Genomic DNA, 26,014 nt, shown 5'->3' with positions numbered 1-26,014 from the left:
CGATCCGTAGATTGGACAGCAGGCGATAATCTACCGGAGAGAACCCATGAAAACGTCCGACAAACATGCCGCACTCGCCGCCACGACTCAGGCCGATCCGCGCTGGGCTGCGGTGCAGTTGCGCGATGCGCGCGCCGACGGCAGCTTCTTCTATTCGGTCAGGACCACCGGCGTGTACTGCCGTCCGTCCTGCGGAGCCCGCCCGGCCCGCCCCGAAAACGTGGCGTTCCACGATACCGCCGCAGCGGCGGAGCGCGCCGGCTTCCGTCCGTGCAGGCGCTGCAAGCCGGATCAGCCGTCATTGCCGGCACAGCATGCCGCGATGATCACCGAAGCCTGCCGGCTGATAGAAAGCGCGGAGACGCCGCCGACCCTCGAGCAACTGGCGAAACCGACCGGCTTGAGTCCGTTCCACTTCCACCGCGTGTTCAAGTCCGTCACCGGATTGACGCCGAAGCAGTACGCCGCGGCGCGTCGCGCCAGCCGGGTACGCAGCAAACTGGATCGCGGCGGCAGCGTGACCGAAGCGATCTTCGACGCCGGCTACAACGCCAGCAGCCGTTTCTACGAGACCTCGAACCAGGTGCTCGGCATGACGCCGTCCAGCTATCGCGCCGGCGGCGCCGACCACGACATCCGCTTCGCGATCGGCGAATGCTCGCTGGGCGCGATTCTGGTCGCACAGAGCGACCGCGGCGTCTGCGCAATCCTGTTCGGGGACGATCCAGATGCGCTGGCCCGCGACCTGCAGGATCGCTTTCCCAGGGCGAAACTGATCGGCGGCGATAGTGCGTTCGAGCAGTTGGTATCCGCGGTAGTCGGTTTCGTCGAAGCGCCGGCGATCGGCCTCGACCTGCCGCTGGACGTGCGCGGCACCGCATTCCAGCAGCGCGTTTGGCAGGCGCTGCGCGACATACCGGCGGGCGTCACCGCCAGCTACAGCGAGATCGCCCGGCGCGTCGGTTCACCCAACGCCGTGCGCGCAGTCGCCGGCGCCTGCGCCGCGAACATGCTGGCGGTGGCGATTCCATGCCATCGCGTGGTGCGCAACGACGGCAGCCTGTCCGGCTATCGCTGGGGCGTGGAACGCAAGCGTGCCCTGCTCGCCCGCGAGGCGCAGGCATGAGTGCGCAGCTGCGCGAGGTGTCCATCACTACGACGGATGACGCCGATACGCGGCTGCGGGTCTTCGACTGGGCCGGCCTTGCGGACGATCTGGACGCCCAGGGCTGCGCGATGCTCGAAGCCCTGCTGTCCCCGCACGAATGCCGCGCACTGGCCGGTCTCTATGGGCGCGACAGGCTCTTCCGCAGCCGCGTCGTGATGGGTCGGCATGGCTTCGGACGCGGCGAATACAAATACTTCGGCTATCCCTTGCCGGACACGGTGGCAAGCCTGCGTAGCGCGATCTATCCCCGGCTGGTGCCGATCGCGAACCGCTGGAATGCGGCGATGGGGATCGACGTGAGCTACCCCGACACGCATGCCGAATTTCTCGCGCGCTGCCACTCCGCCGGACAGCAACGCCCCACCCCGCTGCTGCTGCAATACGGGGCAGGCGACTACAACTGTCTGCATCAGGATCTCTATGGCGAGCATGTGTTTCCGCTGCAGGTCGCGATCCTGCTGTCCGAACCGGAGCGCGATTTCAGCGGCGGCGAATTCGTGCTGACCGAACAGCGCCCGCGCATGCAGTCGCGCCCGCAGGTGGTACCGCTGCGCCAGGGCGATGCCGTGGTGTTCGCGGTGCACCGGCGTCCGGTGCAGGGCACGCGGGGCAGCTACCGGGTCAACCTGCGGCATGGCGTGAGCCGCGTGCGCAACGGGTATCGGCATACGCTGGGCATCATCTTTCACGACGCCGCATGATCACGACCGATCTTTTCCCCGCCGCGCCCAATCCCTCGCGCCATGACGAAACACTCTGCGCCGGCGCCGTGGTACTGCGCGGATTTGCGCTGACGAACGAAAAACCGCTGCTGCGGGCGATCGAGACGATCGCGGCGCAGGCACCCTTCCGCCACCTGATCACACCGGGTGGTTTCCGCATGTCGGTAGGGATGACCAACGCCGGACCGCTGGGCTGGGTCAGCGACCGGCGCGGCTATCGCTACGATGCTGTCGATCCGGACAGCGGCAAGCCGTGGCCCGCCATGCCGGATGTCTTCCGGGAACTGGCCGGAGCCGCCGCCGCGCGAGCCGGCTTTTCCGGTTTCGTACCGGATGCCTGCCTGATCAACCGTTACGAACCGGGCACCCGGTTGACCTTGCATCAGGACCGCAACGAGCGCGACCTCAGCCAGCCCATCGTTTCCGTCTCGCTGGGTATTCCGGCCGTGTTCCTGTTCGGCGGCATGCAGCGCACGGACCGCGCGACACGCATTCCGCTGGCCCACGGTGACGTGGTCGCATGGGGCGGCCCGGCGCGGCTGCGCTATCACGGCGTGCTGCCACTCAAGCCGAACCATCATGATGTGCTGGGCGACTGCCGCATCAACCTGACGTTTCGCCGTGCCGGTTAGCAAGGAAATTCCCATCGCCATGAAAAGCCGCAAGCCGGTGCCCGTCGACGCATCGACGTACCTGGCATCGATCGACGCCGACTGGTCGCGCCTGGTAGCGCAGCTCGGCCCCTGCGGGCACGAGCCGAAACCGGCGCGGGAACCGTTCGAGGCGCTGGTGCGTGCGGTGGCCTATCAGCAGTTGCACGTCAAGGCGGGCGACGCGATCCTCGCGCGCTTGCTGGCGCTGTATCCGCCGCAGCTGTTTCCGTCGCCGGCGCAATTGCTCGATACCGGCTTCGATGCCATGCGCACCTGCGGTTTCTCGGCGCGCAAGATCGAGACGATCCGCGGCATCGCCGCCGCCACGCTGAGCGGTGTGGTGCCGGATCTTGCGACGGCACAACGGCTATCGGACGACGAACTGATCGCCCGATTGAGCGCACTGAAAGGCATCGGCCGCTGGACGGTAGAGATGTTCCTGATCTACAGTCTGGCCCGGCCCGACATCCTGCCGGTGGACGATTTCGGCGTGCGCGAGGGCTATCGGCTGCTGAAATCGCTAGCCGTGGCGCCCACGCCGAAGTCGATGGCGCTGATCGGCCAGGCCTGGAGTCCGCATCGCACCGCCGCCGCATGGTACCTGTGGCGCCTGCCGCGACCGGCCAGGGCGAAGGCGAAAACTGCGTAGGCATCCGCATGGCACGCCCTTCCGGCGACCGTGGTTCAACCGAGGTGCAAGTGCCGATTTCGCGACGGCTTGCTACCCTCGCCGGATCGACCCACCGCGAGACGCGCATGACCACCCAAGGCATCCACACCATCGACACCGGCTTCGTACGGCCGCAGTTCGACGCGGCGTATCTGATCGTCGAGAACGGACGCGGCGCGTTCATCGACTGCGGTACCAACTTCTCGGTCCCACGCATGCTGGCCGCGCTGGGCGAGGCCGGAATCACTGCGGCCGAGGTGGACTGGCTGATCCTCACCCACGTCCATCTGGATCATGCCGGCGGCGCCGGCGAGCTGATCGCGCAGCTGCCGGACGCGAAGCTGGTCGTGCACCCCCGTGGCGCCCGGCACATGATCGACCCGTCGGCGCTGTGGGCCGGTGCCAGCGCCGTGTATGGCGAGGCGGTGATGGAACGCGAGTATGGGCGTCTGCGCCCGATACCCGCCGAACGTGTGGTCGAGGCGGGCGACGGCCATGTGATCGATCTGGCTGGGCGCCCCCTGCGCTGCATCGATACGCCCGGCCACGCCAAGCATCACATCGCCATCCACGACGCACGCGCCAACGTCTGCTTCACCGGCGACGTGTTCGGCCTTTCCTACCGCGAATTCGATACGGACAACGGCCCGTTCATCCTGCCTACCACTTCGCCAGTGCAATTCGATCCGGACGCTCTGCACGCATCGATCGACCGGCTGGTCGCGTTGCGGCCCGAGGCGATGTACCTCACCCACTACGACCGTGTGGAGAATGTAGCGAAACTGGCGGCCGACCTGCACCAGCAGATCGACGCGATGGTGACGCTGGCGCACGCTGCGCACAGCCAACCGGATCGACACGCGGCGCTTACCGAATCGCTGACCGACCTCTACGCGGGACGCGCCGAAGCACACGGCTGGAGACAGGGTCGCGAAGCGCTCTCCCGGCTGCTCGGCATGGACATCGAACTCAATGCGCAAGGTCTCGCCGTGTGGCTGGACAACGCGCAACGCCGCGCGCAATGAACATGATTCAACGCGTGGAAGAGTCGATCAACTGCTCGGCGACGGCGACCAGCGAGCGGGCCGGCCCGTCCCTGCCGAACAGCTGGCCCGAAGCGTAGGTGCCTTCGAGCAACAACAACAACCCATCGGCCAACGTTACGGGCGACTTCGCGCCCATGGCCCGGGACATCTCGACCAGGCGCGCGCGCAGCTTGCGTTTGTGGGTTTGCGATACCTTGCGGGCCGGGTGCTCGTCGCCCGGGTATTCCACCACCGCGTTGGTCAGTCCGCAGCCACGATAACCCGGACGCACGGCACGCTCGGCGAGCCCGCGAAAGTACGCCAGCAACTGGGTGCGCGGATCGTCCGGATGCGTTTCGGCACCCGCCTCGAAGCGCTTCCAGAATTCTCCCTCGTAGTCGCGCAGGTACTCCGCGGCAAGCTCGTCCTTGGATGCATAGCTGCGATAGAGACTGGGCTTGGTCACGCCGGCGCGGCTCACGATTTCCTCCACGCCGATGGCGCGGATGCCTTCGCGGTAGAACAGCTCGCGCGCCGTGCTGCGAATGCGCTCGGCAGCGCGCGGCTTGGCGCCGGCGGCTGCGGAATCGGCGGGCTTGACAGGACGTTTCGTGGACATGGCCTGGGCAGGGTTGACGATGTTACCGATCGGTACGTATGATTCGCCCAATTCCGTACCGAGCGGTAACATGACTATACAGCGCAGTCGCCCCTTCGGCCAGAAGTACGCCTTCGTCGTCGCCGGCGTGATCTTTCTCGCCCTGCTTGCCGCCGCCGGCGTCCGCACCGCACCGGGCGTGCTGATCCTGCCGCTGGGCCAGGCCTTCGGCTGGAGTCGCGACACTATCTCGCTTTCGGCGGCGATGGGAATCTTCCTGTACGGCCTGGTGGGGCCGTTCGCCGCCGCGCTGATGCAGGCAATGGGCATCCGCCGCACGCTGATCGGCGCGCTGGCCCTGATGGCGATATCGATCTCCGCCAGCGCGTGGATGAGCGAACCGTGGCATCTGCTGGTGACGTGGGGAATCTTCTCCGGCATCGGCTCCGGCTGCGTGGCCATCGTGCTGGGTGCCACCGTAGTCAACCGCTGGTTCGTCACGCATCGGGGCCTGATGATGGGCTTGCTCACCGCGAGCACCGCCACCGGCACGCTGGCCTTCCTGCCGATCCTGGCGGCGCTGGCCGAACACGGTGGCTGGCGGCCGGTGGTGTGGACGGTGGCAGCCGGTTGCGCGCTGTTGATCCCGCTCGCCTGGTGGCTGCTGCCTGAGCGCCCGGCCGACATCGGTCTTCGCCCCTATGGCGCGACCGGCGAGGAGACGATCGAACCGCCGCGGCGCAACCTGCTCGCGATCGCGCTTGGCACACTGGTCACCGCGTCGCGGCAGCGGACTTTCTGGCTGCTGTTCGCCACCTTCTTCATCTGCGGCTTCACCACCAACGGACTGATCGGTACGCACTTCATCGCGATGTGCGGCGACCATGGCATTCCCGAAGTCCGCGCCGCCGGCGTACTGGCAATGATGGGCCTGTTCGACCTGGTGGGCACCACGCTGTCGGGCTGGCTCACCGACCGCTATGACCCGCGCAAGCTGCTGTTCATGTACTACAGCCTGCGCGGACTGTCCTTGATCTGGCTGCCCTACTCCGATTTTTCGTTCTCCAGCCTGTCGCTATTCGGCGTGTTCTACGGCCTGGACTGGATCGCCACCGTTCCGCCCACCCTGCGCCTGGCCAGCGAAGCGTTCGGCGACCGCGATGCGCCGGTGGTGTTCGGCTGGGTGGCGGCCGGCCATCAGATCGGTGCAGCCAGCGCGGCGTTCTACGCGGGTTTCATGCGCACCCAGGGCGGCAGCTATCTGGAACCATTCGTCGTCGCCGGCACCGCCGGACTGGTCGCGGCGGGCATCGCGCTGACCATCCGGCGACAGGCCCAGACGGCGCCGGTTGCGGCGGTGGGCTGACGCAGGCTGGGCCGCTCATCACCGGGTCTGCAGCGGAGAGTGTCCGGCCTAGGCCAGTCGCGTGCCGTTGGGCACCGGACGCTCCACTGCGGTCAGCACCACGCCGTCGTCGGTGTGAAATCCGGTCAGCAGGAACTGCGAACGAAATGGCCCGATCTGCTTTTCGGGGAAGTTGATCACGCCCACGATCTGGCGGCCGAGGAGTTGCTCGGGGCCATACAGCGCAGCGATCTGCGCGCTGGTCTTCTTCTCGCCATACGGGCCGAAATCCACCCACACTTTCCACGCCGGCTTGCGTGCTTCGGGAAACGGTTCCAACCGTATCACCGTGCCGGCAACGATCCGCACCTTCTCGAAATCGGCCCAGCTGATTTCGCCCCGATCCGCTTCGTTCATCCTTCCAACCTCGTCTTCAACCAGTCGCGACCTTGCTGCCACCAGTAGGCAGTCTGCGCACCAAGATAGCCGAACGGCCGGTGCGTACGGCTCAGACCGTAGTCGGCAAACTGCTTCCAGCGATCGTCGCCGGTGGCTATGGCTGCCGCCAGCAGTTCGCCGGCGACACAGGTCGGCGCCAGGCCATGCCCGCCGAACGCCTGCGCCCACCAGAGCCCGTTGTCGTTGCCGCCGAGTCCTCCGCCGATCTGGGGCATCTGGTGGCGTGCGTAACTCATCAGGCCCGACCACGCATAGTCGATCTCGATGCCGTGCAATTGCGGGAATACCCGCAGCAGGTCTTTCGTCAGCAGCCGGCGTACCGCCTGCGGCGAACGGTTGCGGATCGAGATGCGGCCGCCCCACAGCAGCCGCGTGTCCGGCAGCGCGCGGTAGTAATCGAATGCGAAACGGCTGTCGTAGACGGCCGCGCGGGTGTGCAGACAATCGTCCATCCGATGCCCCAGTGGCTCGGTCACCATCACATAGGTGGCGATCGGCAGGATCGCGCGATCGATCGGCTTCTGCAGACCGGCCAGGTAACCGCCGCACGCCAGCACCACCTGATCGGCCAGCAGTTCGCCCTGCGCGGTGCGCACGCGCCACTGCAGACCCTCGCGGGTAAGCCTGCGGACACCGCTGTTCTCATGGATGCGCACACCTTGCCCGGCTGCCGTCGCAGCGAGACCGATCGCGTAGTTCAGCGGGTGCAGATGCAACGCATCGCGCTCGTACAGACCGTCGTGATAGCGCTCGCTGCGGACGCGTTCACGCAGCTCCGCCTCGGGCAGCCATTGCCACTGCACGCCGTAATGCTCGGCCAGAAGCTGCTGGCGGTGGCGCAACACGCCCGGATCGCGAAACCAGTTGGCCCAGATCACACCTTGATCGACTGCATCGCAGGGAATCGCGTAATCGGCGATGCGCTGGCGGATGCGCTGCACCGCTTCGGTGGTGAGCTTGAACAAGGCTTGCGCACGCGCCTCGCCCAGCTGATCGAGCAGCGATTGCTCGCCCAGCGAGTAGCCGGCAAACACGAAACCGCCATTGCGGCCGGAGGCGCCGAAGCCGATCTGTTCGCGCTCCAGCAGCACCACGTCGCGCACGCCGCGTTCTGCCAGGCCCAGCGCCGTATTCAGTCCTGCAAAGCCACCGCCGATGATGACGACCCGCGCATGGGCATTGCCCAGATGCGGCACGTAGGGCGTGTACGGCGTAGCCGTTGCGCGGTAATAGGACGAAGGCGAGGACGAGTTCATGCTGCGGCGCTAGCTCACACCGAGGCTCGGGGTCCAGCAAGCATATTCCTCAAACATGGATCTTGATGGAAGCACGCTGCATGCAGCACCGCGGCCGCGTGCAGCGTGCAGCGTGGAGAGGGTTCAGATCTGCTGGAGGAACGCACGCACGGTCGGCACCAGCGTGGGATCCTGCATCGCCATGTGCATGGTGGCGCGCACCAGACCGGCCTTGTTGCCGCAATCGAAGCGGGTGCCTTCGAAGCGATAGGCCAGCACCTTGCCCTGCTCCATCAGCAAGGCCTCGATCGCGTCGGTGAGCTGGATTTCGCCGCCGGCGCCTGGCGTGGTCTGTTCCAGCAGTTGGAAGATGCGACCGGGCAGCACGTAGCGGCCGACCACGGCCAGGTTCGACGGCGCGTCGGCCGGCTTGGGTTTTTCGACCATGTAGCGGATCAAGGCGCTTCGCTCGTCGATCCGGGTAGTGTCGACGATGCCGTACTTGTCGGTCTCGTTATGCGGCACTTCTTCGACGGCGATCACGCCCGCCTGCTGCGCCTCGGCCAGTTCGGCCATCTGCCGCAGCGCGCCCTTGCCGCTGCCTATCGGGCCGTTCCAGATCAGGTCGTCGGGCAACACCACGCCGAACGGTTCATCGCCGACCACGGGCCTGGCGCACAACACGGCATGGCCGAGGCCGAGCGCTTCCGGCTGGGTCACGAAGATGGCCCGCACATGTCGCGGCAAGGTGCCCTGCACCAGCGCCAGCAATTCGTCTTTGCCTTTTTCCTGCAGCTTCGCTTCCAGCTCGTAGGCCTTGTCGAAGTAGTCGGCAATCGCGTGCTTGTAGCGATTGGTGACGAAGATCAGCGTATCGGCGCCGGCATCCACCGCCTCGTCGACAGCATATTGAATCAGCGGCTTGTCGAGGACCGGCAGCATTTCCTTGGCGACCACCTTGGTCGCCGGCAGAAAGCGCGTACCGAGCCCGGCGACGGGAAATACCACTTTGCGCAGGGGTTTGCTCACTCATTGATCTCCGGATTGGCACGGCGGATCGACACCACGTTGTCCGGTTGTGCCGATTCGCTCCAGCGGAACGAGGGCAGCAGGCTGGACACGCAGCGGCGAAGTTCTTCTTCATCGAAAACGGCGACGGCTTCGGCAGCCTTGTTCAACAGCGCCTGCAGCAATTCCCACGATACCTCGCGATGTTGTGCCAGGAAAATCTTGGCATGCTCGGTCGCACTGTAATTTTCCAGCGGGTGGAACAGTTCCTCGAACAGTTTCTCGCCGGCTCGCAAGCCGGTGTAGACGATCGGGATTTCACTGCCCGGCTTCTTGCCGGCCAGGCGGATCATCTGTTCGGCCAGATCGCGGATCTTCACCGGCTCGCCCATGTCGAGCGCGAAGATCTCGCCGCCCTTGCCGATGCTCGCGGTCTGCAGGATCAGCTGGCAGGCCTCGGGAATCGTCATGAAATAGCGCGAAATCTCCGGGTGGGTCACGGTGACCGGCCCGCCGTTGTGGATCTGCTCGCGGAACAGCGGCACTACCGATCCGGCCGAATCCAGTACGTTGCCGAAACGCACCGTCATGTAATGGGTGTCGGCGTGCGCGTTGAGGTTCTGGCAGTAGATCTCGGCGACGCGCTTGCACGCGCCCATCACGCTGGTCGGGTTGACCGCCTTGTCGGTGGAGATCAGCACGAAGCACTCCACCCCGAATGCGCGTGCCGCATCGGCTACCGTGCGCGTGCCCAGCACGTTGTTGCTGAATGCTGCGCGCAGTTGCCCCTGCAGCATGGGCACATGCTTGTAGGCCGCCGCATGGAACACTACCTGCGGCCGGGCATTCTCGAACGCCTGCTGCATCGCCGGCTGATCGCCGCAATTGGCCAGGATGCCGTCGAGGATCAGTTCGGGGAAATCCGCGCGAAGTTCCTGGGTAATACGGTAGAGGTTGTATTCGCTCTGCTCGATCACGGTGAGCGATTGTGCGCCCAGCCGCGCGACCTGCCGGCACAACTCCGAGCCGATCGAACCGCCGCCGCCGGTCACCAGCACGCGGCGCGCAGTCAGGGTTTCACGGATCGCGGTCCAGTCCAGCTCCACCGCGTCGCGGCCCAGCAGATCCTCGATCGCCACTTCCTTGATCTGGTTGAACTGCGCCCTGCCGGCGACCACGTCTTCCAGCCGCGGCACCGTCCGGTATGGCAGGTCGGTTTCGTCGCACAGCGAGACCACGCGCCGCATCTCGACGGTCGACGCTCCCGGCAACGCGATCAGCAGCATGTCGACCGCCGCCTCGCGCGCCACCTCGGGCAACTGGTCGAAACGTCCCAGCACCGGATGGCCATTGATGCTGGCGCCACGCAGGCTGGTCCTGTCGTCGACGAAACCGACCACCGAATAGCGGCTGTCGTGGTGCAGGTCGCGCGAAAGCACTTCACCGGCCCGGTCCGCGCCCACGATCAGGACCCGCTTGATCGTCTGGTTCTGCAGCAGGTCGTTGCGGCTGTCCTTCCAGTACCGGTACAGCAATCGCGGAGTGCCAAGCATCACCGCGAGCAGGATCGGGTAAAGCAGCAGCACCGAGCGCGGTACACTGTCGAGCCGGTTGTACAGGAACAGCGCGACATAGATCGCCACCGCACCGGTCACCGCCGCACGCAGGATGTTCCACAGATCCGGCAGGCTGGCGAAGCGCCAGACACTGCGGTACAGGCCGGTCCAGCGGAAAATCAGCCCCTGCACCAGCAGCACGATCGGAATTTCAAGCATGTGGAAGCTGACGATCTCGTCCGGCTTCAAGGCATACCGCAGCAGTTTGGCGATCCACCACGCCAGCGCCGCCATCGCCAGGTCGTGCAGCACGACCGCGATGCGCGGATGAATGAAACCGACCAGTTTACGCAGCAGCATGGGTGACCTTGGGCAAGTGGCGCCGCAAACGGCGTTTCAGCATCAGCCAGGTGATGGCTGCACCCAGATAGACAATGATGGTAATCGGCAGCGCCATTTGCAGATGACTCCAGGCCAACCAGGCAGAGGGCGCCGCGATCAGCAGATTCCAGCCCAGATAAACGGCATCCGCCTGTGCATGTGTTCCGCCACGACGTACCAGCCACTGATAAAGATGTTCGCGATGCGCAGTGTACCAGCGCCGTCCGCGCCAAATCCGCGTCAGCAAGGTGAGGCTGGCATCCGCCACGAACGCCGATGACAGGATCATGGCCGGCCACAGCAAGGCGTGGTTCTGCCGCCAGAGCATCGCGCTGAACGCGAAGATCAGCAGACCCACGCTGCCGCTGCCGACGTCACCCATGAAAATCCGTGCCGGCGGCCGGTTGTAATACCAGAAGCCCAGCGCGGCTGTCGCCAGGCTGGCCGCGGCAAGCGCCAGCGCGGGCTGTGCCGCGGCCCACGCCAGCGACGCCAGGCCGCCGCCGACGAAGATCGCCTGCTGCGCCAGCAACCCGTCGATGCCATCCATGAAGTTATGCAGGTTGACGCTCCATATACCGCCGATCAGCAGCAGCGGCAGCCACCACCATGACAAGCCGGTCATCAGCAAGGTGATCGAAAACACTCCGGCAGCCAGCACCTGTGCACCCAGCCGCGGCCATACCGGCAGCGCGCGATGATCGTCCCACCAGCCAACCAGCGCCACCACCGACAATGCGACGAGCAGGCCGGCAACCAGACCGGGCGGCCATGCAGCCGCGAGGCCGCGCAACGCGCCGGGCAGACAGATCAGCATCGCCACGACGATGCCGATGCCGCCGCCGCGTGGAGTAGGCAGACTGTGCGAGCGACGCTGCCCCGGATGATCGAGCATGCCGCGGCGATAGGCGTAACCGATCGCGCCACGCGCCAGCAGCAACGTGATCAGCAAGCTGGCCAGCAACCATCCCATGGCCGTATACATAGCTAAGCCCGTCTCACTCGCTGGCGACGCCGTGAATCGGCCGGATCGTACTCCAGCTCTTGCAGCTGGGGCACTGCCAGTGATGTGCCTTGGCACCGAAACCGCAGCGGCTGCAGCGATACATCGCCTGGCCTTCCAGCAGTTTCCTGGTCAGGTCGCGCAGGATCAGGAAGTTTTCGCGCGCCTCGCCATCGATCTTGTCCATGGTGGCGTCGATCAATGCCATCAGCCCCCTCACCGACGGCCGCAGGCGCAATTGCGTCGTCAGAAAGTCGATCGCCGCCCGTTCGCCGTCGCGCTGCCGGTAAAGGTGGGTCAAGGCCAGCACCGGCGAGACGCCGTGATAACGCTCGAGCATGTTGCGCAGGAATATTTCCGCCCGCTCCATCTGCTGCGAATGGGCGTAGCTGTTGAGCAGCGGCGGCAGGATTTCCGGCGTGAACGCGATATCGGCGCCCACCGCCGCCTCATACGCCGTCACCGCCTCGGCGTGGTGGCCATCCTCGGATTGCAGACGGCCGGTCAGCATGAAGGCACGTACACAATCGGGCTGGCACTTGAACGCCTGCTGCAGGTAGTCGCGGGCTTCCGCACGGGCGCCATGCTGGCGCGACCGATCGGCCAGCTCGCAGTAGAACTGGGCGATCATCGGCGCCTCGTCCTCGCCGGTCATCACTTCGAGCCGGCGGGCGTGTTCGATCGCCTTGTGCCAGTCACGTTCGTGCTGGTAGATCGCGATCAGGTGGCGCAATGCCGAAGGCGCATGCGCATCCATCGCGACCAGGTCGGCGAACAGCGCTTCGGCCCGGTCGAGCAGGCCGGCGCGCATGTAATCTTCGCCCAGTTCCAGCAAGGCCACCGTCTTCATGGCATCGGACAGGCCAGGTCGGGAGACCAGATGCTGATGCAGGCGGATCGCCCGATCGACCTCGCCGCGACGACGAAACAGGTTGCCCAGCGCCAGATGCGTTTCGACCGTATCGCGGTTGTACTCGGCCAGTTTGAGGAAGACCTCGATCGCCTTGTCCTGCTCCTCGTTGAGCAGGTAGTTCAGGCCGCGGAAGTAGTCCGACGACAGCTCGCTGACTTCGGCTCCGGAGCGGCGGGCACCCACCTGGCGGGAAGCCCACCAGCCCAGTACGAACGCAACCGGCACCAGCGGAACAAACACATACAGGAGATTCATGGTTTGGCCGGAAGCCTCTTGTCCGCGCCCGATTGCTGGCGGCGATGCCGACGTTGGCGCGAGCTGACTCCAAGCCATGCGGTAAGCCCGCCGAGCAGCCAGCCGATCACCACGCCGCCCAGCAGGGCAGCGCCCTTGGGCAACTGCACACGGGCGAACGCGAGATCGTAGCCGACCAGGTCGGCGTTGAGCGCACCCAGCACGACGCCGGCGGCAATGAAGATGAGCAGGACAATGACGGCAAGCAATCGCATGCCGCGACTTTACCCGATTGACCGTGACAGTCACAGCCACGGGCAGCCTGGACTATCGACATGGCTCCGATCGAGAACGACGTGCCGCCTGCCCCGGATTCCTGGCAAAAAGAAGGCAGGATCGACTTGCGTCGCCTGCCTTCGATGGCTTTCTTTCTCGCCTCGTCAATCCGCTTGCTGTTCCAGATCCAGATTGACTCTTTCGCGCAATTCCTTGCCCGGTTTGAAATGCGGGACGTGCTTGCCGGGCAATGCCACGGCTTCGCCTGTTTTCGGGTTGCGACCCATGCGCGGCGGCCGGTAATGCAGCGCAAAGCTGCCGAACCCGCGCACTTCGATGCGTTCGCCGTGCGCCAGCGCATGACTCATCTGTTCGATCACGCTCTTGACGGCCATCTCGACGTCGGCAAACGCAAGATGGGTCTGGCGCATGGCCAGCGCTTCGATCAATTCGGATTTGGTCATGGGACCCCAATGTCCGTGACATGAAACAACGGGGCGGCGATGTGCCGCCCCGTGTCGGGCTCGTAATGGCGATCAATCAGCCTTGTTGAACTGCTCTTTGAGCAGCGCACCAAGCTTGGTCGTACCGCTGGCTGCGGACGCGTAGTCCGCTCCCGCTGCCTCCGGCACATCCTCCTCGTCCTTTGCGCGGATCGAGAGCGCCAGCTGGCGACCCTTACGATCCATGCCGGTGAACTTGGCCTCGACCTTGTCGCCCACCTTCAGATGCAACGTGGCATCCTCGATGCGCTCCTTGGCGATGTCGTTGGCGCGCAGGTAACCCTCGACGCCCTCGCCCAGATCGATCACCGCGCCCTTCGCATCGACTTCCTTGACGGTGCCGTTGACGATGGTGCCGCGCGGATTCGCCGCCATGAACTGACCGAACGGATCCTGCTCCATCTGCTTGATGCCGAGCGAGATGCGCTCGCGCTCCGGATCGACAGCCAGCACCACAGCCTCGATCTCGTCGCCCTTCTTGAAATTGCGGACCAGATCTTCGCCGGACATCTGCCAGGAGATGTCGGACAGGTGCACCAGACCATCGATGCCACCGTCCAGGCCGATGAACACGCCGAAGTCGGTGATCGACTTGATCTGACCGGAGACCTTGTCGCCCTTCTTGTGCATCGCTGCGAAGGCTTCCCACGGGTTCGAGCGGGTCTGCTTGATGCCCAGCGAGATGCGGCGACGCTCCTCATCCACGTCCAGCACGGTGACTTCGGTCTCGTCACCGACCTGAACCACCTTGGCCGGGTTGACGTTCTTGTTGGTCCAGTCCATCTCGGACACGTGCACCAGGCCTTCCACGCCCGGCTCGATCTCGACGAAGCAGCCGTAATCGGTGACGTTGGAGACCTTGCCGAACAGGCGGCTGCCGACCGGGTAGCGACGGGCGATGGCGACCCACGGATCGTCGCCCAGCTGCTTCAGGCCCAGCGAAACGCGGTTGCGCTCCTTGTCGTACTTCAGCACGCGCACGTCCAGCTCGTCGCCGACGTTGACCACTTCGGAAGGATGACGCACACGCTTCCACGCCATGTCGGTGATGTGCAGCAGGCCATCGATGCCACCCAGATCCACGAACGCGCCGTAGTCGGTGAGGTTCTTGACGGTGCCCTTGACCACGGCGCCTTCGGTCAGGCGCTCAAGCAGCTGCTCACGCTCGGCGGAGAACTCGGTCTCGACGACGGCACGGCGGCTGACCACCACGTTGTTGCGCTTGCGGTCCAGCTTGATGATCTTGAACTCGAGTTCCTTGCCTTCGAGGAACACCGGGTCACGCACCGGGCGCACATCGACCAGCGAGCCCGGCAGGAATGCGCGGACGTCCTTGATGTCGACCGTGAAACCGCCCTTGACCTTGCCGGAAATCAGACCAACGATCGTCTCTTCCTTGTCGAACGCCTGCTCGAGGTCGTCCCACACCATCGAGCGCTTGGCCTTCTCGCGCGACAGCTTGGTCTCGCCGAAACCGTCTTCCAAAGCTTCGAGGGCAACCTTCACCTCGTCGCCTACCTGCACCTCCAGCACGCCGTCCTCGCTCTTGAACTGCTCGATCGGGACGATGCCTTCGCTCTTCAGGCCAGCATTGATCACGACGACGTCGTTGCGGATTTCCACAACGATGCCGGTGACGATGGCGCCGGGCTTCAGCTTGGAGATAGCCTGTTGGCTCTGTTCAAACAGTTCGGCAAAACTTTCAGTCATGTTGATTCCATAGTGGGAAAAGACCGTGGTCCGTTGCGCTTGTCGATGTGTTGCGCACGAACGTCCCGGTCCACCGGTTGGGGTGTCTTCGGGTGGTTCCTCGGAACCGACCGTCGTCACCGTGGCTCAAAATCCTCTGCCGCGGCAGAGGCGCAAAAACCGTCGCGCAACCCGATCAAGGCTGTACGACGGCGAGTACTTTCGCGACGACCTGGTCGATGCCCATCCCGGTGGTATCCACCAGCACGGCATCTTCGGCAGGCTTGAGCGGCGCGACCGCGCGCGATGCATCGCGGCTGTCACGCGCCTCAATTTCGCGCTGAAGGCCGCCAAGTGTAACGCTGAGTCCCTTTTCCTTCAACTGCTTATAGCGTCTTTTCGCACGTTCGGCGGCGCTCGCGGTAAGGAAAACCTTGAACGCGGCATCCGGGAAGATCACCGTGCCCATGTCGCGCCCGTCGGCAACCAGCCCCGGCGCCTTGCGAAAGCCCAGCTGCAACGCCACCAGGGCCTCGCGCACCGATGGCATCGAGGCGATCGCCGAAGCCGCCGCACCGGCGGTTTCGGTACGCAATTCGTCGGTAGCATCGCGTCCGTTGACGATCACCCGGGTCGGGCCGCCATCGCCGGCGGCCCGGAAGTGGATCTTCGTGGCGTGGGTGCAGCGGGTCACGGCATCCACGTCCGACAAGTCCAGTCCGGCCATGCCGGCGGCGTAGCCCACCGCGCGGTACAGCGCGCCGGAATCCAGCAGCCGCCAGCCCAGATGTTCCGCCACCAGCGCGCTGATGGTGCCCTTGCCTGACCCGGATGGCCCGTCGATGGTGAGTACGGGAACGGGCGCGGCATGGCTCATGGTGTTTCCTGGCTGAACGAAAGAATGCGGAAGTTTAACGCGTTGACCCCGGCCGGAACGCGTGCTATCTAGCCGCTCTTCCTGCCAGTCCAATCCGCCTTATGACCGATCTTCGCCGCGAGTTCGAGCAAGCCGCCGAGGATATCCAGCGGTTGGGTACGCGCCCCGACAACGACACCTTGCTGAAGCTGTACGCTTTGTACAAACAAGGCTCCGAGGGCGATCTGCGCCGTGCCCAGCCGGGTTTCTTCGACTTCGTCGGCACCGCCAAACACGCGGCCTGGGCAAAACTGAATGGCGTACCCGAAGAGGAAGCCATGCGCCGCTACATCGAGCTGGTACGTCAGCTGCTGGCGTGAGTTTCAGGCCCGAGTCTGGCTGGTTGGGCCTAGCCGGACCTACGCGACGCTTGCTTTTCGATACCCAACACCGGCACATTCATACGATCGTTTGAGCCCGTGCAGGTCGCATGAATTATCCGAAGCTGTTCGCCCCGCTCGATCTGGGCCATGTCACCCTGCCCAACCGCATCCTGATGGGGTCGATGCATACCGGGCTGGAAGACAAAGCCGGCGACTACGACAAACTGGCGGCGTATTTCGCCGAACGGGCACGCGGTGGCGTCGGCCTGATGGTCACCGGCGGCATAGCACCGAGCATCGAGGGTTGGCTGAAACCGTTCGGTGGCCGGCTCACGATGCCCTGGCACAAGCCACGGCATCGCAAGCTCACTGGTGCCGTGCATGCCGAGGGCGGTCGCATCTGCCTCCAGATACTGCACGCCGGGCGCTATGGCTATCACCCTTTGTCGGTGGCGCCGTCGAAGATCAAGTCGCCGATCACCCCGTTCACACCGCGAGCTCTATCGTCGCGTGGCGTGGAGCGCACCATCCACGACTTCGTGCGCTGCGCGAAACTGGCGCAGGACGCCGGCTACGACGGCGTCGAAATCATGGGTTCGGAAGGCTATCTGATCAATCAGTTCATCGCGGCGCGCACCAACCAGCGCAGCGATGCCTGGGGTGGCGACGCAACCCGCCGCATGCGCTTCGCGATCGAGATTGTGCGGCGCACACGCGATGCCGTGGGCCGCGGCTTCATCATCATCTATCGCTTGTCCATGCTCGACCTGGTCGAAGGCGGCCAGGACTGGAACGAGATCGTAACGCTGGCCAAGGCTATCGAAGCGGCCGGAGCCAGCATCATCAACACCGGTATCGGCTGGCACGAGGCCCGCATACCCACCATCGTCACCAGCGTGCCGCGCGCAGGATTTGCCTGGGTTACCAAAAAGCTCAAAGGTGAAGTGGCGATTCCCCTGATCACCACCAACCGCATCAACATGCCCGAGGTCGCCGAGCGCATCCTTGCGGACGGCGAGGCCGACATGGTCTCGATGGCGCGCCCGTTGCTGGCCGACCCGCACTGGGCCAACAAGGCCAAAACCGGTCGTGGTGATCGCATCAACACCTGCATCGCCTGCAACCAGGCCTGTCTCGATCACGTGTTCCAGAACAAGCGCGCCAGTTGCCTGGTCAACCCGCGCGCCTGCCACGAAACCGAGCTGAGGATCGAACCTGCCAGCATGCCCAAACGCATCGCGGTCGTGGGTGCCGGCCCGGCCGGCATGGCTTGCGCCAGCACGCTGGGCGAGCGCGGCCACACGGTGACGCTGATCGACAAGGCCGGCGAGATTGGCGGCCAGTTCAACTACGCCAAGCAAATCCCAGGCAAGGAAGAGTTCGACGAAACGCTGCGCTATTTCCTCCACCGATTGAGCGACAGCGGCGTCGATGTTCGGCTCGGCCGGATCGCCGATGCAAACTCACTGCGTGCCGGCAATTACGACGAAGTCGTGATCGCCACCGGCATCACCCCTCGTGCGGTGAATTTTCCCGGCAGCGACGATCCACGCGTGCTGAGTTATCTGGATGTCCTGGCCCACCACAAACCGGTGGGACCTAGGGTGGCCATTATCGGCGCAGGCGGCATCGGCTTCGACGTAGCGGAGTTTCTCGCCGAGCACGTCCCCTCACCCACCACCGACGTAGTGCGCTGGACCCGTGAATGGGGGGTGGACATGCAACTGGCGCAAAGGGGCGGCCTGCAGAAACCGCAGCCGGAAGCGCCAGCCCGGCAGATCTGGCTTTTGCAGCGCAGTGGAGGCCGGCCCGGCGCGCGGCTCAACAAGACCACCGGCTGGGTACACCGGGCCACACTCAAGGCCAAGCGGGTCACCATGCTGGGCAACGTCAGCTATCGGAGTTTCGATGATCAAGGCCTGCACATCGGCGTCGACGGTGTTGCGCAAACCCTGCGGGTCGACAACGTGGTGATCTGCGCGGGCCAGGAACCGAACCGGCGGCTGGCCGACGAATTGATCACGGCGGGCCTCAAAGTGCACGTCATCGGCGGTGCCGATGTCGCCGCCGAGCTCGATGCCAAGCGCGCGATCGCCCAGGGCACCCGACTGGCCAGCCAGATCTGATCGGCACGATTTGACCGGCCAGATGCAACGACGCCGCTGTCTGAAAGGCAGCGGCGTCGTTGTATCGAAGAAAGCGCTCCGCAGGAAGACGCATCGATATGGGTTCAGGGGGGAGTTGAACCAGACATCGTATTTAGCGTCGCTGCGGAGCAGGGCCGCCGCCACTAGGGGGGGAAGGAAGTGGCGGGACGGGAGAGATTTTATGATCGACGCAATAAAGTATCTAATATATATTTAGCGCCGCATTAATTCGTAATCGGTATATGTTCGATTTCCGTCAATTGCGCTACTTCGTCGCCGTCGCCGAGGAGCTGAGCTTCACTCGCGCGGCCCTGCGCCTGCATCTCTCCCAACCACCGTTGTCCCAGCAGATCCAGTCGCTGGAACAGGATCTGGGCGTGCGTTTGCTGGAGCGTACCAAGCGTCACGTCGCCCTGACCGAGCCAGGCCGAGTGTTCCTGGAACAAGCCCGGCAGATCCTCGCCAAAGCCGATGAGGCACGCAGCGAGGTGACCGCCGCCGCTGCCGGCTACAGCGGCCAGCTACGACTGGCATATACGGTTTCGGTGTCGTTTCACCCTGCTCTGCCGCAGGCTTTGCTGCGCTACGGCCAGACTGCGCCCAACGTCCGCCTGAAACTCAGCGAGATGTATACCGAACCTCAGTTCGCCGCACTGTTGGCTGGCGAGATCGACGTCGGTTTTGTTCGCGATGAGCCGGTTCATGCCCTGGATGCCCGCGATCTTCGGTTCGATGTGATTGATCGCGAACCTCTGCTGCTCGCCCTGCCCACCGGCCACCCGCTTGCCAACCGCAGCAGTCTGCGCCTGACTGAAGTGGCGGATGATGCGTTTGTTTCACAACCGCGTGAACTCGCCTCCACACTTTACGACCGATTGGTGAAACTGGCGGCGAAGGCTGGTTTCCAGCCGACGATTGCCCAGCATGCGCAACAGATCAACGGCTTGCTGGCACTCGTCGCTGCCGGGCTGGGGCTGGCTCTTGTACCGGCCAGCATGCGCACGGTGCAGCTGGCCGGGGTCAGTTACGTATCGCTGGAGGACTCCGATGCCCACCTGCTGCTGGCGGTGGCCAGTCGTGCCGGCGATCGTTCTCCGGCATTGCAGCAGTTTCTGGCCACGGTCGCCGATACTGTTGTCGCACCGGGCTTGTGATAAGCCCTTGGAGTCGTTACAATTGCCAGCTTACATTTTCGTCTTTAGTGTCAGGAGCCGGCCGTGAAGGTGCTTAACTCTTTGAAGTCCGCCAAGGCGCGGCACCGCGATTGCAAGATTGTGCGTCGTCGCGGCAAGGTGTTCGTGATCTGCAAGAGCAATCCCCGTTTCAAGGCTCGTCAGCGCTAGGCCCCACTGGCCAGTTGCTGACGAAGTCATGAAAAAGGCCGCGCAAGCGGCCTTTTTCATGCGCGTCCGTTGCGCTGCTGCAAGCGGACGCCGGTACCGTCCCGCTTATTCGTAACGGACGCCGATGATCTCGTAGTGCTTGACGCCATTCGGGGCAGTGAATTCGAAGCTGTCGCCGGAGATCTTTCCGATCAGCGCCCGCGCAATCGGCGAGGACACCGCGATCAGGTGATGCTTGATGTCGGCTTCAAGGTCGCCGACGATCTGATAGGTCACGGCTGCGCCGCTGTCCTCATCTTCCAGATCGACGATGGCGCCGAACACCACCTTGTTGCCGGGATTGAGCTGGGTGACATCGATCACTTCGGCCGTCGACAGCAACGCCTCGAGCTGAGCGATGCGACCTTCGGTGAAGCTCTGCAATTCGCGTGCGGCGTGATATTCGGCGTTTTCCTTGAGGTCGCCATGCGCGCGCGCCTCGGCGATCGCCGCGATGATGCGCGGACGGTCGACCGACTTCAGTCTCTCCAGTTCGGCGCGAAGGCGCTCCGAGCCGGCCTTGGTGATGGGAGCACGACTCATGCGCTCAACTCCTTGTGCAGTTCCTGCAGGCTGTGCACCTCGCCATCGCTGCGGAAATCCAGCGAATGCACTAGCGCACGGGCACCTGCAACGGTAGTGGAATAGGTGACGCGATGCTGCAATGCCTCGCGCCGGATCGAGAACGAGTCGGCGATCGCCTGCTTGCCCTCGGTGGTGTTGACGATATAGACGATTTCGCCGTTCTTGATCAGGTCGACGATGTGCGGACGGCCCTCAAGCACCTTGTTGACGCGTTCGCAGACCACGCCGTGTTCGGCCAGATAGCTGGCCGTACCGGAGGTCGCCACCAGATTGAACCCGCGCGAGATGACTTCCCGTGCCACTGGCAGCAGCCGCTCCTTGTCGCCGTCGCGCACCGACAGGAATACCTTGCCCACGGTCGGCGGCCGGATCCCCGCCGCCTCGTGACCCCGCGCGAACGCCGCACCGAAACTGCGGCCGACACCCATCACTTCACCCGTCGAGCGCATCTCCGGACCGAGGATCGGGTCGACATTCTGGAACTTCAGGAACGGGAAGATCGCCTCCTTCACCGAGTAGTACGCGGGGATCACTTCGCGCGTCGCACCCAGGCTCGCCAGCGAGCGACCCGCCATCACGCGGGCGGCGATCTTGGCCAGCGGCACACCCGTGGCCTTGGACACGAACGGTACGGTACGCGAGGCGCGCGGGTTCACCTCCAGGATGAACACGGTATCGCCCTGGATCGCGAACTGCGTGTTCATCAGGCCGATGACTTGCAGCTCCTTCGCCATGGCGGTGACCTGGCGGCGCATCTCATCCTGGATCTGCGGCGTCAGCGAATACGGCGGCAGCGAGCAGGACGAATCGCCCGAGTGCACGCCGGCCTCCTCGATGTGCTCCATGATGCCGCCGATCAGCACATTGCCTCCGGCATCGGCGATCACGTCCACGTCGACCTCGACCGCGTGATCGAGGAAACGGTCGAGCAGCACCGGCGAGTCGTTGGAGACCTTCACCGCGTCACGTATGTAGCGCGCCAGGTCGGCGTCGTCGTGCACCACTTCCATCGCGCGGCCGCCCAGCACGTAGCTCGGCCGCACCACCAGCGGGTAGCCGATCTCGCGGGCCAGCGCCAGCGCCTCGTCGGCATTGCGTGCGGTGCGGTTCGGCGGCTGCTTCAAGCCGATCTTCTCGATCATCTGCTGGAAACGCTCGCGGTCCTCGGCCAGGTCGATCGAATCCGGACTGGTGCCGATGATCGGCACGCCAGCCGCTTCCAGTGCGCGCGCCAGCTTCAGCGGAGTCTGTCCGCCGTACTGCACGATCACGCCCTTCGGTTTCTCCACATGGACGATTTCCAGCACGTCCTCCAGCGTCAACGGCTCGAAGTACAGGCGATCGGAGGTGTCGTAATCGGTCGAGACGGTTTCAGGATTGCAGTTGACCATGATGGTCTCGTAGCCATCCTCACGCAGCGCCAGCGAGGCATGCACGCAGCAGTAATCGAACTCGATGCCCTGCCCGATCCGGTTCGGGCCGCCGCCGAGCACGATGATCTTGTCGCGGTTGGTCGGGTTCGCTTCGCACTCTTCCTCGTAGGTCGAATACATGTAGGCCGTGCTGGTGGCGAACTCGGCCGCGCAGGAATCCACCCGCTTGTATACCGGCCGCACGCCTAGCGTATGACGCAGGTGACGCACGGAAGCTTCGTCTGTATTGAGCAGCTCGGCCACGCGTGCGTCGGCGAAACCGAGCCGCTTGAGTTCGCGCATGCGCGGCTCGTTCAGCGCGGTCAGTCCTTGTTTGATGACCTCGGCCTCGGTCAGCACGATGTCCTCGAACGCGGCGAGGAACCAGGGATCGACCCGGCTCAGACTGTGCACTTCCTCCAGTGACAGGCCGGCGCGAAATGCATCGGCCAGATGGAATACACGATCCGGCCGGGGTTCGCGCAGCTCGCGCTTGAGTACGGCCAGGCCGTCCTCGGTGCTGATGTCCAGGCCGGTCGGATTGAGGCCGGTCTTGCCGATCTCCAGGCCGCGCAGTGCCTTCTGCAGTGACTCATGAAAGCTGCGGCCGATCGCCATCACCTCGCCCACCGATTTCATCTGGGTGGTCAGGCGGGCATCGGCGGCCGGGAATTTCTCGAACGCAAAACGCGGAATCTTGGTGACCACATAGTCGATCGACGGCTCGAACGAGGCCGGGGTCAGGCCGCCGGTGATGTCGTTCTTCAGCTCGTCCAGCGTGTAGCCAACCGCCAATTTCGCGGCGATCTTGGCGATCGGAAAACCGGTCGCCTTCGATGCCAGTGCCGACGAACGCGATACGCGCGGATTCATCTCGATGACGACGACACGGCCGTTCTCGGCATTGATGCCGAACTGCACGTTGGAGCCGCCGGTATCCACGCCGATCTTGCGCAGCACCGCGATCGAGGCGTCGCGCAGGCGTTGGTATTCCTTGTCGGTGAGCGTCTGCGCCGGCGCCACGGTGATCGAGTCGCCGGTGTGCACGCCCATCGGATCGAGATTCTCGATCGAGCAGACGATGATGCAGTTGTCCGCGGTGTCGCGGACAACTTCCATCTCGAACTCTTTCCAGCCGAGCACGGACTCCTCGACCAGCACCTCGCCCACCGGTGACAATTCGAGACCACGCTTGACGATCTCCTCGAACTCCTCGCGGTTGTAGGCGATACCGCCCCCGGAACCACCCAGCGTGAAGCTGGGGCGGATGACGGTGGGATAACCGACCTTGGCCTGGGTCAGCAGCGCCTGCTCGAATGTACGCACCACTTCGGCCTTCGGGCAGTCAAGCCCGATTTCCGCCATCGCCACGCGAAACAGCTCGCGGTCCTCGGCCATGCGGATCGCTTCGCGCGAGGCGCCGATCAACTCGACGTTGTATTTCTCCAGCACGCCGTTGTCGGCCAGATCCAGCGCGCAGTTGAGTCCGGTCTGGCCGCCCATCGTGGGCAGCACCGCATCCGGGCGTTCTTTGGCGATGATGCGTTCTACCGTCTGCCAGTTGATCGGCTCGATGTAGACCGCGTCGGCGGTCTCGGGGTCGGTCATGATCGTGGCGGGGTTGGAGTTCACCAGGATCACCCGGTAACCCTCTTCCTTCAGCGCCTTGCACGCCTGCGCGCCCGAGTAATCGAACTCGCAGGCCTGGCCGATCACGATCGGGCCGGCGCCGATGATGAGGATGCTCTTGATATCGGTACGCTTGGCCATCAGCGGGCCTCCTGCATCAGTGCCGCGAAACGTTTGAACAGATAGCCGATGTCGAGCGGCCCGGGGCTCGCTTCCGGATGGCCCTGGAAGCAGAACGCCGGCCGGTCGGTCAGCGCGAAGCCCTGCAGCGAACCATCGAACAGCGAGCTGTGGGTGGCCCGCACATTCGCCGGCAGCGTCGCCGGGTCGACCGCGAAGCCGTGGTTCTGCGAGGTGATCAGCACACGGCCATCATCGTGGTCCTTCACCGGATGATTGGCGCCGTGATGGCCGAACTTCATCTTCAGCGTCTTCGCACCCAGCGCCAGGCCCATCAGCTGGTGACCGAGGCAGATGCCGAACAACGGAATCTTCGCGTCGAGCAGTTCGCGGGTGGCGGCAATCGCGTAATCACAGGCCGCGGGATCGCCCGGCCCATTGGAAAGGAGCACCCCATCGGGCTGCATCGCCAGCACTTCGGCGGCAGGCGTCTGTGCCGGCACCACGGTGACTTCGCAGCCTTGCTCGGCCAGCAGGCGCAGGATGTTGAGCTTGATGCCGAAGTCGTAGGCGACCACCTTGAAACGAGTCGCCGGCTGATTGAACGCGGTGCGGTCCAGGTCATATATGCCCTGCTTCCACACGTACGGCTTGGCCGTGCTGACCACCTTGGCTAGATCCATCCCGTTCAAGCCGGGGAACGCGCGCGCTTTCGCCAGCGCCGTCTCCGCGTCGACCTGCTCGCCGGCCATGACACAACCGGCCAGCGCGCCCTTGTGGCGCAGAATGCGGGTCAGCCGGCGGGTATCGATGCCGGCGATGGCGACGGTGCCATGGCGCTTCAGGTAATCGGGCAGGCTTTCGTTGTTGCGCCAGTTGCTGGCCCGGCGTGGCACGTCCCGCACGATCAGTCCGGCGGCGTGCACGGCCGTGGATTCGACATCCTCGGCATTGACGCCGGTGTTGCCGATATGCGGGTAAGTCAGCGTGACGATCTGGCGCGAATAGGAAGGATCGGTCAGGATCTCCTGGTAACCCGTCATCGCGGTGTTGAAGACCACCTCGCCGACAGTCTCGCCGATCGCGCCAACGGCATGACCATGGAACACGCTGCCGTCTTCGAGGGCCAGCAGAGCAGGAATAGGCATACGGTAACCGCCTTTTAGATGCAGCAACGTCCGCAAGCCGCAGGATTGCTGGCTTGTGGAGCTTGGAAAGGAAAGGATCAGGGCGGGTTGAAATGATAAGCGGAGGCGACGTTTCTGTCCACCTTACACAGCCTGAATTATGCGTTTTCGCGCCCATCACCGCCGATCGGTCGGCGCTACACTAAGCCAAATTTCAATGGAGTTGAATGTCCATGAGCGCCGCCGTATTGCTCGATCCCGCCCGCCTCGATCGCCCGGATACCACGGTGCAGCAGCAACCTTTTCCGTTCATGGTGGCGCACGGCCAGCTGCCGGACGAGGTGCGCAGCGAGCTGGACCGCGACTTCCCGCGTTATGCCAGTGCCGGTTTCTTCCCGTACGACCCGAGCGACTGCGGTCCGTCCGTCAATGCGCTGATCGAGAACATGACCACGCCGGCCTTTGCCAGCGCCGTGGGTCGGCGGCTGGGCATCGACAATCTCGGCCAGTACCCGGCGCTGGTGACGTTGTGCCGGCTGCTCAACAAACGCCACGGCACTATCCATACCGACAGCAAGTCCAAGGTGGCCACGGCGCTGCTCTATCTCAACACGCAATGGCCGGACACCAGCGATGGCTGCCTGCGTTTCCTGCACAAGATCGACGACATCGACAGCGTCGTGGTCCCGGAACTGACTCCGCTCTACGGTGAATTCGCAGTGTTCAAGCGCTGCGAAAATTCCTTCCATGGCCATTTGCCCTACGAGGGCGAACGACGGGTAATCCAGGTCGCTTGGCTCACCAGCGAAAAAGAAAAACTGCGCAAGACCAAGCGCGGCAAGTTCTCGCGGGCGTTCAAGAAACTGTTCGGCAGCCTCGACACCAAGCTGGGCGCCGGACGCGACCGCAACGCTTCGCACCCTGATTGATTCCGA

At 64.4% G+C, this 26,014-nt stretch carries 25 protein-coding genes; 11 read left to right on the top strand and 14 right to left on the bottom strand.

Annotated features, from left to right (window positions below):
• Positions 1 to 46 precede the first annotated feature (46 nt).
• The 5 genes from ada (at position 47) to ACFPPB_RS17595 (ending at position 4,238) form a co-directional block, all read left to right on the top strand.
• Complete coding sequence (ada, locus tag ACFPPB_RS17615; protein ID WP_377329494.1) at positions 47 to 1,126, top strand: bifunctional DNA-binding transcriptional regulator/O6-methylguanine-DNA methyltransferase Ada; 1,080 nt, start codon at positions 47 to 49, stop codon at positions 1,124 to 1,126.
• Positions 1,123 to 1,869 carry a 2OG-Fe(II) oxygenase gene (locus ACFPPB_RS17610; protein WP_377329492.1) on the top strand — a complete coding sequence of 249 codons (747 nt, stop codon included), beginning with the start codon at positions 1,123 to 1,125 and terminating at the stop codon, positions 1,867 to 1,869. Before ada ends, ACFPPB_RS17610 begins: the two co-directional genes overlap by 4 nt.
• Positions 1,866 to 2,522, top strand: a complete 657-nt coding sequence (alkB, locus tag ACFPPB_RS17605; RefSeq protein ID WP_377329490.1) for a DNA oxidative demethylase AlkB — start codon at positions 1,866 to 1,868, stop codon at positions 2,520 to 2,522. Before ACFPPB_RS17610 ends, alkB begins: the two co-directional genes overlap by 4 nt.
• Before the next feature lie 19 nt (positions 2,523 to 2,541).
• Positions 2,542 to 3,192: a DNA-3-methyladenine glycosylase family protein gene (locus tag ACFPPB_RS17600; protein WP_377329488.1), complete on the top strand. Its 651-nt coding sequence runs from the start codon at positions 2,542 to 2,544 to the stop codon at positions 3,190 to 3,192.
• Between the two features lie 107 nt (positions 3,193 to 3,299).
• Positions 3,300 to 4,238, top strand: a complete 939-nt coding sequence (locus ACFPPB_RS17595) for an MBL fold metallo-hydrolase (protein WP_377329486.1) — start codon at positions 3,300 to 3,302, stop codon at positions 4,236 to 4,238.
• 7 nt (positions 4,239 to 4,245) lie between these two features.
• On the opposite strand, the gene ACFPPB_RS17590 is transcribed toward ACFPPB_RS17595, so the two are convergent.
• On the bottom strand, positions 4,246 to 4,857 hold the full coding sequence (locus tag ACFPPB_RS17590) for a TetR/AcrR family transcriptional regulator (RefSeq protein ID WP_377329484.1): 612 nt from the start codon (positions 4,855 to 4,857) through the stop codon (positions 4,246 to 4,248).
• Between the two features lie 70 nt (positions 4,858 to 4,927).
• Between ACFPPB_RS17590 and ACFPPB_RS17585 the strand changes: the two genes are divergently transcribed.
• Positions 4,928 to 6,202 carry an MFS transporter gene (locus tag ACFPPB_RS17585; protein ID WP_377329483.1) on the top strand — a complete coding sequence of 425 codons (1,275 nt, stop codon included), beginning with the start codon at positions 4,928 to 4,930 and terminating at the stop codon, positions 6,200 to 6,202.
• A 48-nt stretch (positions 6,203 to 6,250) separates the two neighbouring features.
• Here the strand turns inward: ACFPPB_RS17585 and ACFPPB_RS17580 are convergent, their stop codons facing one another.
• The 10 genes from ACFPPB_RS17580 to cmk form a co-directional block, all read right to left on the bottom strand.
• On the bottom strand, positions 6,251 to 6,598 hold the full coding sequence (locus ACFPPB_RS17580; protein WP_377329481.1) for a tRNA-binding protein: 348 nt from the start codon (positions 6,596 to 6,598) through the stop codon (positions 6,251 to 6,253).
• The gene (locus ACFPPB_RS17575) at positions 6,595 to 7,896 is read right to left on the bottom strand and encodes an NAD(P)/FAD-dependent oxidoreductase (protein ID WP_377329479.1); all 1,302 of its coding nucleotides are present in this window, start codon (positions 7,894 to 7,896) and stop codon (positions 6,595 to 6,597) included. Before ACFPPB_RS17575 ends, ACFPPB_RS17580 begins: the two co-directional genes overlap by 4 nt.
• A 123-nt stretch (positions 7,897 to 8,019) precedes the next feature.
• Positions 8,020 to 8,904: a UTP--glucose-1-phosphate uridylyltransferase GalU gene (galU, locus tag ACFPPB_RS17570; RefSeq protein ID WP_377329477.1), complete on the bottom strand. Its 885-nt coding sequence runs from the start codon at positions 8,902 to 8,904 to the stop codon at positions 8,020 to 8,022.
• The gene (locus ACFPPB_RS17565) at positions 8,901 to 10,799 is read right to left on the bottom strand and encodes a polysaccharide biosynthesis protein (protein ID WP_377329475.1); all 1,899 of its coding nucleotides are present in this window, start codon (positions 10,797 to 10,799) and stop codon (positions 8,901 to 8,903) included. Before ACFPPB_RS17565 ends, galU begins: the two co-directional genes overlap by 4 nt.
• Positions 10,786 to 11,805 carry an MraY family glycosyltransferase gene (locus tag ACFPPB_RS17560; protein ID WP_377329473.1) on the bottom strand — a complete coding sequence of 340 codons (1,020 nt, stop codon included), beginning with the start codon at positions 11,803 to 11,805 and terminating at the stop codon, positions 10,786 to 10,788. Before ACFPPB_RS17560 ends, ACFPPB_RS17565 begins: the two co-directional genes overlap by 14 nt.
• Positions 11,806 to 11,818: 13 nt before the next feature.
• On the bottom strand, positions 11,819 to 12,991 hold the full coding sequence (lapB, locus tag ACFPPB_RS17555; RefSeq protein ID WP_377329471.1) for a lipopolysaccharide assembly protein LapB: 1,173 nt from the start codon (positions 12,989 to 12,991) through the stop codon (positions 11,819 to 11,821).
• Positions 12,988 to 13,245, bottom strand: a complete 258-nt coding sequence (locus ACFPPB_RS17550) for a LapA family protein (RefSeq protein WP_377329469.1) — start codon at positions 13,243 to 13,245, stop codon at positions 12,988 to 12,990. Before ACFPPB_RS17550 ends, lapB begins: the two co-directional genes overlap by 4 nt.
• Positions 13,246 to 13,410: 165 nt before the next feature.
• Positions 13,411 to 13,710, bottom strand: coding sequence for an integration host factor subunit beta (locus tag ACFPPB_RS17545; RefSeq protein ID WP_377329467.1), 300 nt, complete (start codon positions 13,708 to 13,710; stop codon positions 13,411 to 13,413).
• A 72-nt stretch (positions 13,711 to 13,782) separates the two neighbouring features.
• Positions 13,783 to 15,459 carry a 30S ribosomal protein S1 gene (gene rpsA / locus ACFPPB_RS17540; protein WP_072761365.1) on the bottom strand — a complete coding sequence of 559 codons (1,677 nt, stop codon included), beginning with the start codon at positions 15,457 to 15,459 and terminating at the stop codon, positions 13,783 to 13,785.
• Positions 15,460 to 15,634: 175 nt separating this feature from the next.
• A complete protein-coding gene (gene cmk, locus ACFPPB_RS17535) occupies positions 15,635 to 16,315 on the bottom strand; it encodes a (d)CMP kinase (RefSeq protein WP_377329465.1) in 681 nt (226 codons plus the stop codon).
• Between the two features lie 101 nt (positions 16,316 to 16,416).
• Between cmk and ACFPPB_RS17530 the strand changes: the two genes are divergently transcribed.
• From ACFPPB_RS17530 to ykgO, 4 genes are all read left to right on the top strand, one after another.
• Complete coding sequence (locus tag ACFPPB_RS17530) at positions 16,417 to 16,674, top strand: acyl-CoA-binding protein (protein WP_377329463.1); 258 nt, start codon at positions 16,417 to 16,419, stop codon at positions 16,672 to 16,674.
• 110 nt (positions 16,675 to 16,784) lie between these two features.
• On the top strand, positions 16,785 to 18,803 hold the full coding sequence (locus ACFPPB_RS17525; RefSeq protein ID WP_377329461.1) for an oxidoreductase: 2,019 nt from the start codon (positions 16,785 to 16,787) through the stop codon (positions 18,801 to 18,803).
• Between the two features lie 263 nt (positions 18,804 to 19,066).
• Positions 19,067 to 19,978 (top strand): LysR family transcriptional regulator, encoded by a 912-nt coding sequence (locus ACFPPB_RS17520; RefSeq protein WP_377329459.1) that lies wholly within the window; start codon positions 19,067 to 19,069, stop codon positions 19,976 to 19,978.
• 63 nt (positions 19,979 to 20,041) lie between these two features.
• Positions 20,042 to 20,167, top strand: a complete 126-nt coding sequence (ykgO, locus tag ACFPPB_RS17515) for a type B 50S ribosomal protein L36 (protein WP_007080705.1) — start codon at positions 20,042 to 20,044, stop codon at positions 20,165 to 20,167.
• 105 nt (positions 20,168 to 20,272) lie between these two features.
• Here ykgO and greA read toward each other — a convergent pair whose 3' ends face one another.
• The 3 genes from greA to carA are packed head-to-tail and all read right to left on the bottom strand — an operon-like array spanning position 20,273 to position 25,100.
• Positions 20,273 to 20,749: a transcription elongation factor GreA gene (gene greA, locus ACFPPB_RS17510; RefSeq protein ID WP_377329457.1), complete on the bottom strand. Its 477-nt coding sequence runs from the start codon at positions 20,747 to 20,749 to the stop codon at positions 20,273 to 20,275.
• Positions 20,746 to 23,973, bottom strand: a complete 3,228-nt coding sequence (gene carB, locus ACFPPB_RS17505) for a carbamoyl-phosphate synthase large subunit (protein WP_377329455.1) — start codon at positions 23,971 to 23,973, stop codon at positions 20,746 to 20,748. Before carB ends, greA begins: the two co-directional genes overlap by 4 nt.
• Positions 23,973 to 25,100 (bottom strand): glutamine-hydrolyzing carbamoyl-phosphate synthase small subunit, encoded by a 1,128-nt coding sequence (gene carA, locus ACFPPB_RS17500; RefSeq protein WP_377329453.1) that lies wholly within the window; start codon positions 25,098 to 25,100, stop codon positions 23,973 to 23,975. Before carA ends, carB begins: the two co-directional genes overlap by 1 nt.
• Before the next feature lie 212 nt (positions 25,101 to 25,312).
• Between carA and ACFPPB_RS17495 the strand changes: the two genes are divergently transcribed.
• Positions 25,313 to 26,008, top strand: a complete 696-nt coding sequence (locus ACFPPB_RS17495; protein WP_377329451.1) for a 2OG-Fe(II) oxygenase — start codon at positions 25,313 to 25,315, stop codon at positions 26,006 to 26,008.
• Positions 26,009 to 26,014 lie beyond the last annotated feature (6 nt).

The organism is Rhodanobacter terrae, from assembly GCF_042657005.1.
GTDB classification, from domain to species: Bacteria; Pseudomonadota; Gammaproteobacteria; order Xanthomonadales; family Rhodanobacteraceae; genus Rhodanobacter; species Rhodanobacter terrae.
Note: the sequence above shows the minus strand (reverse complement) of the source record. Positions and strands in the feature narration are given on the sequence as shown.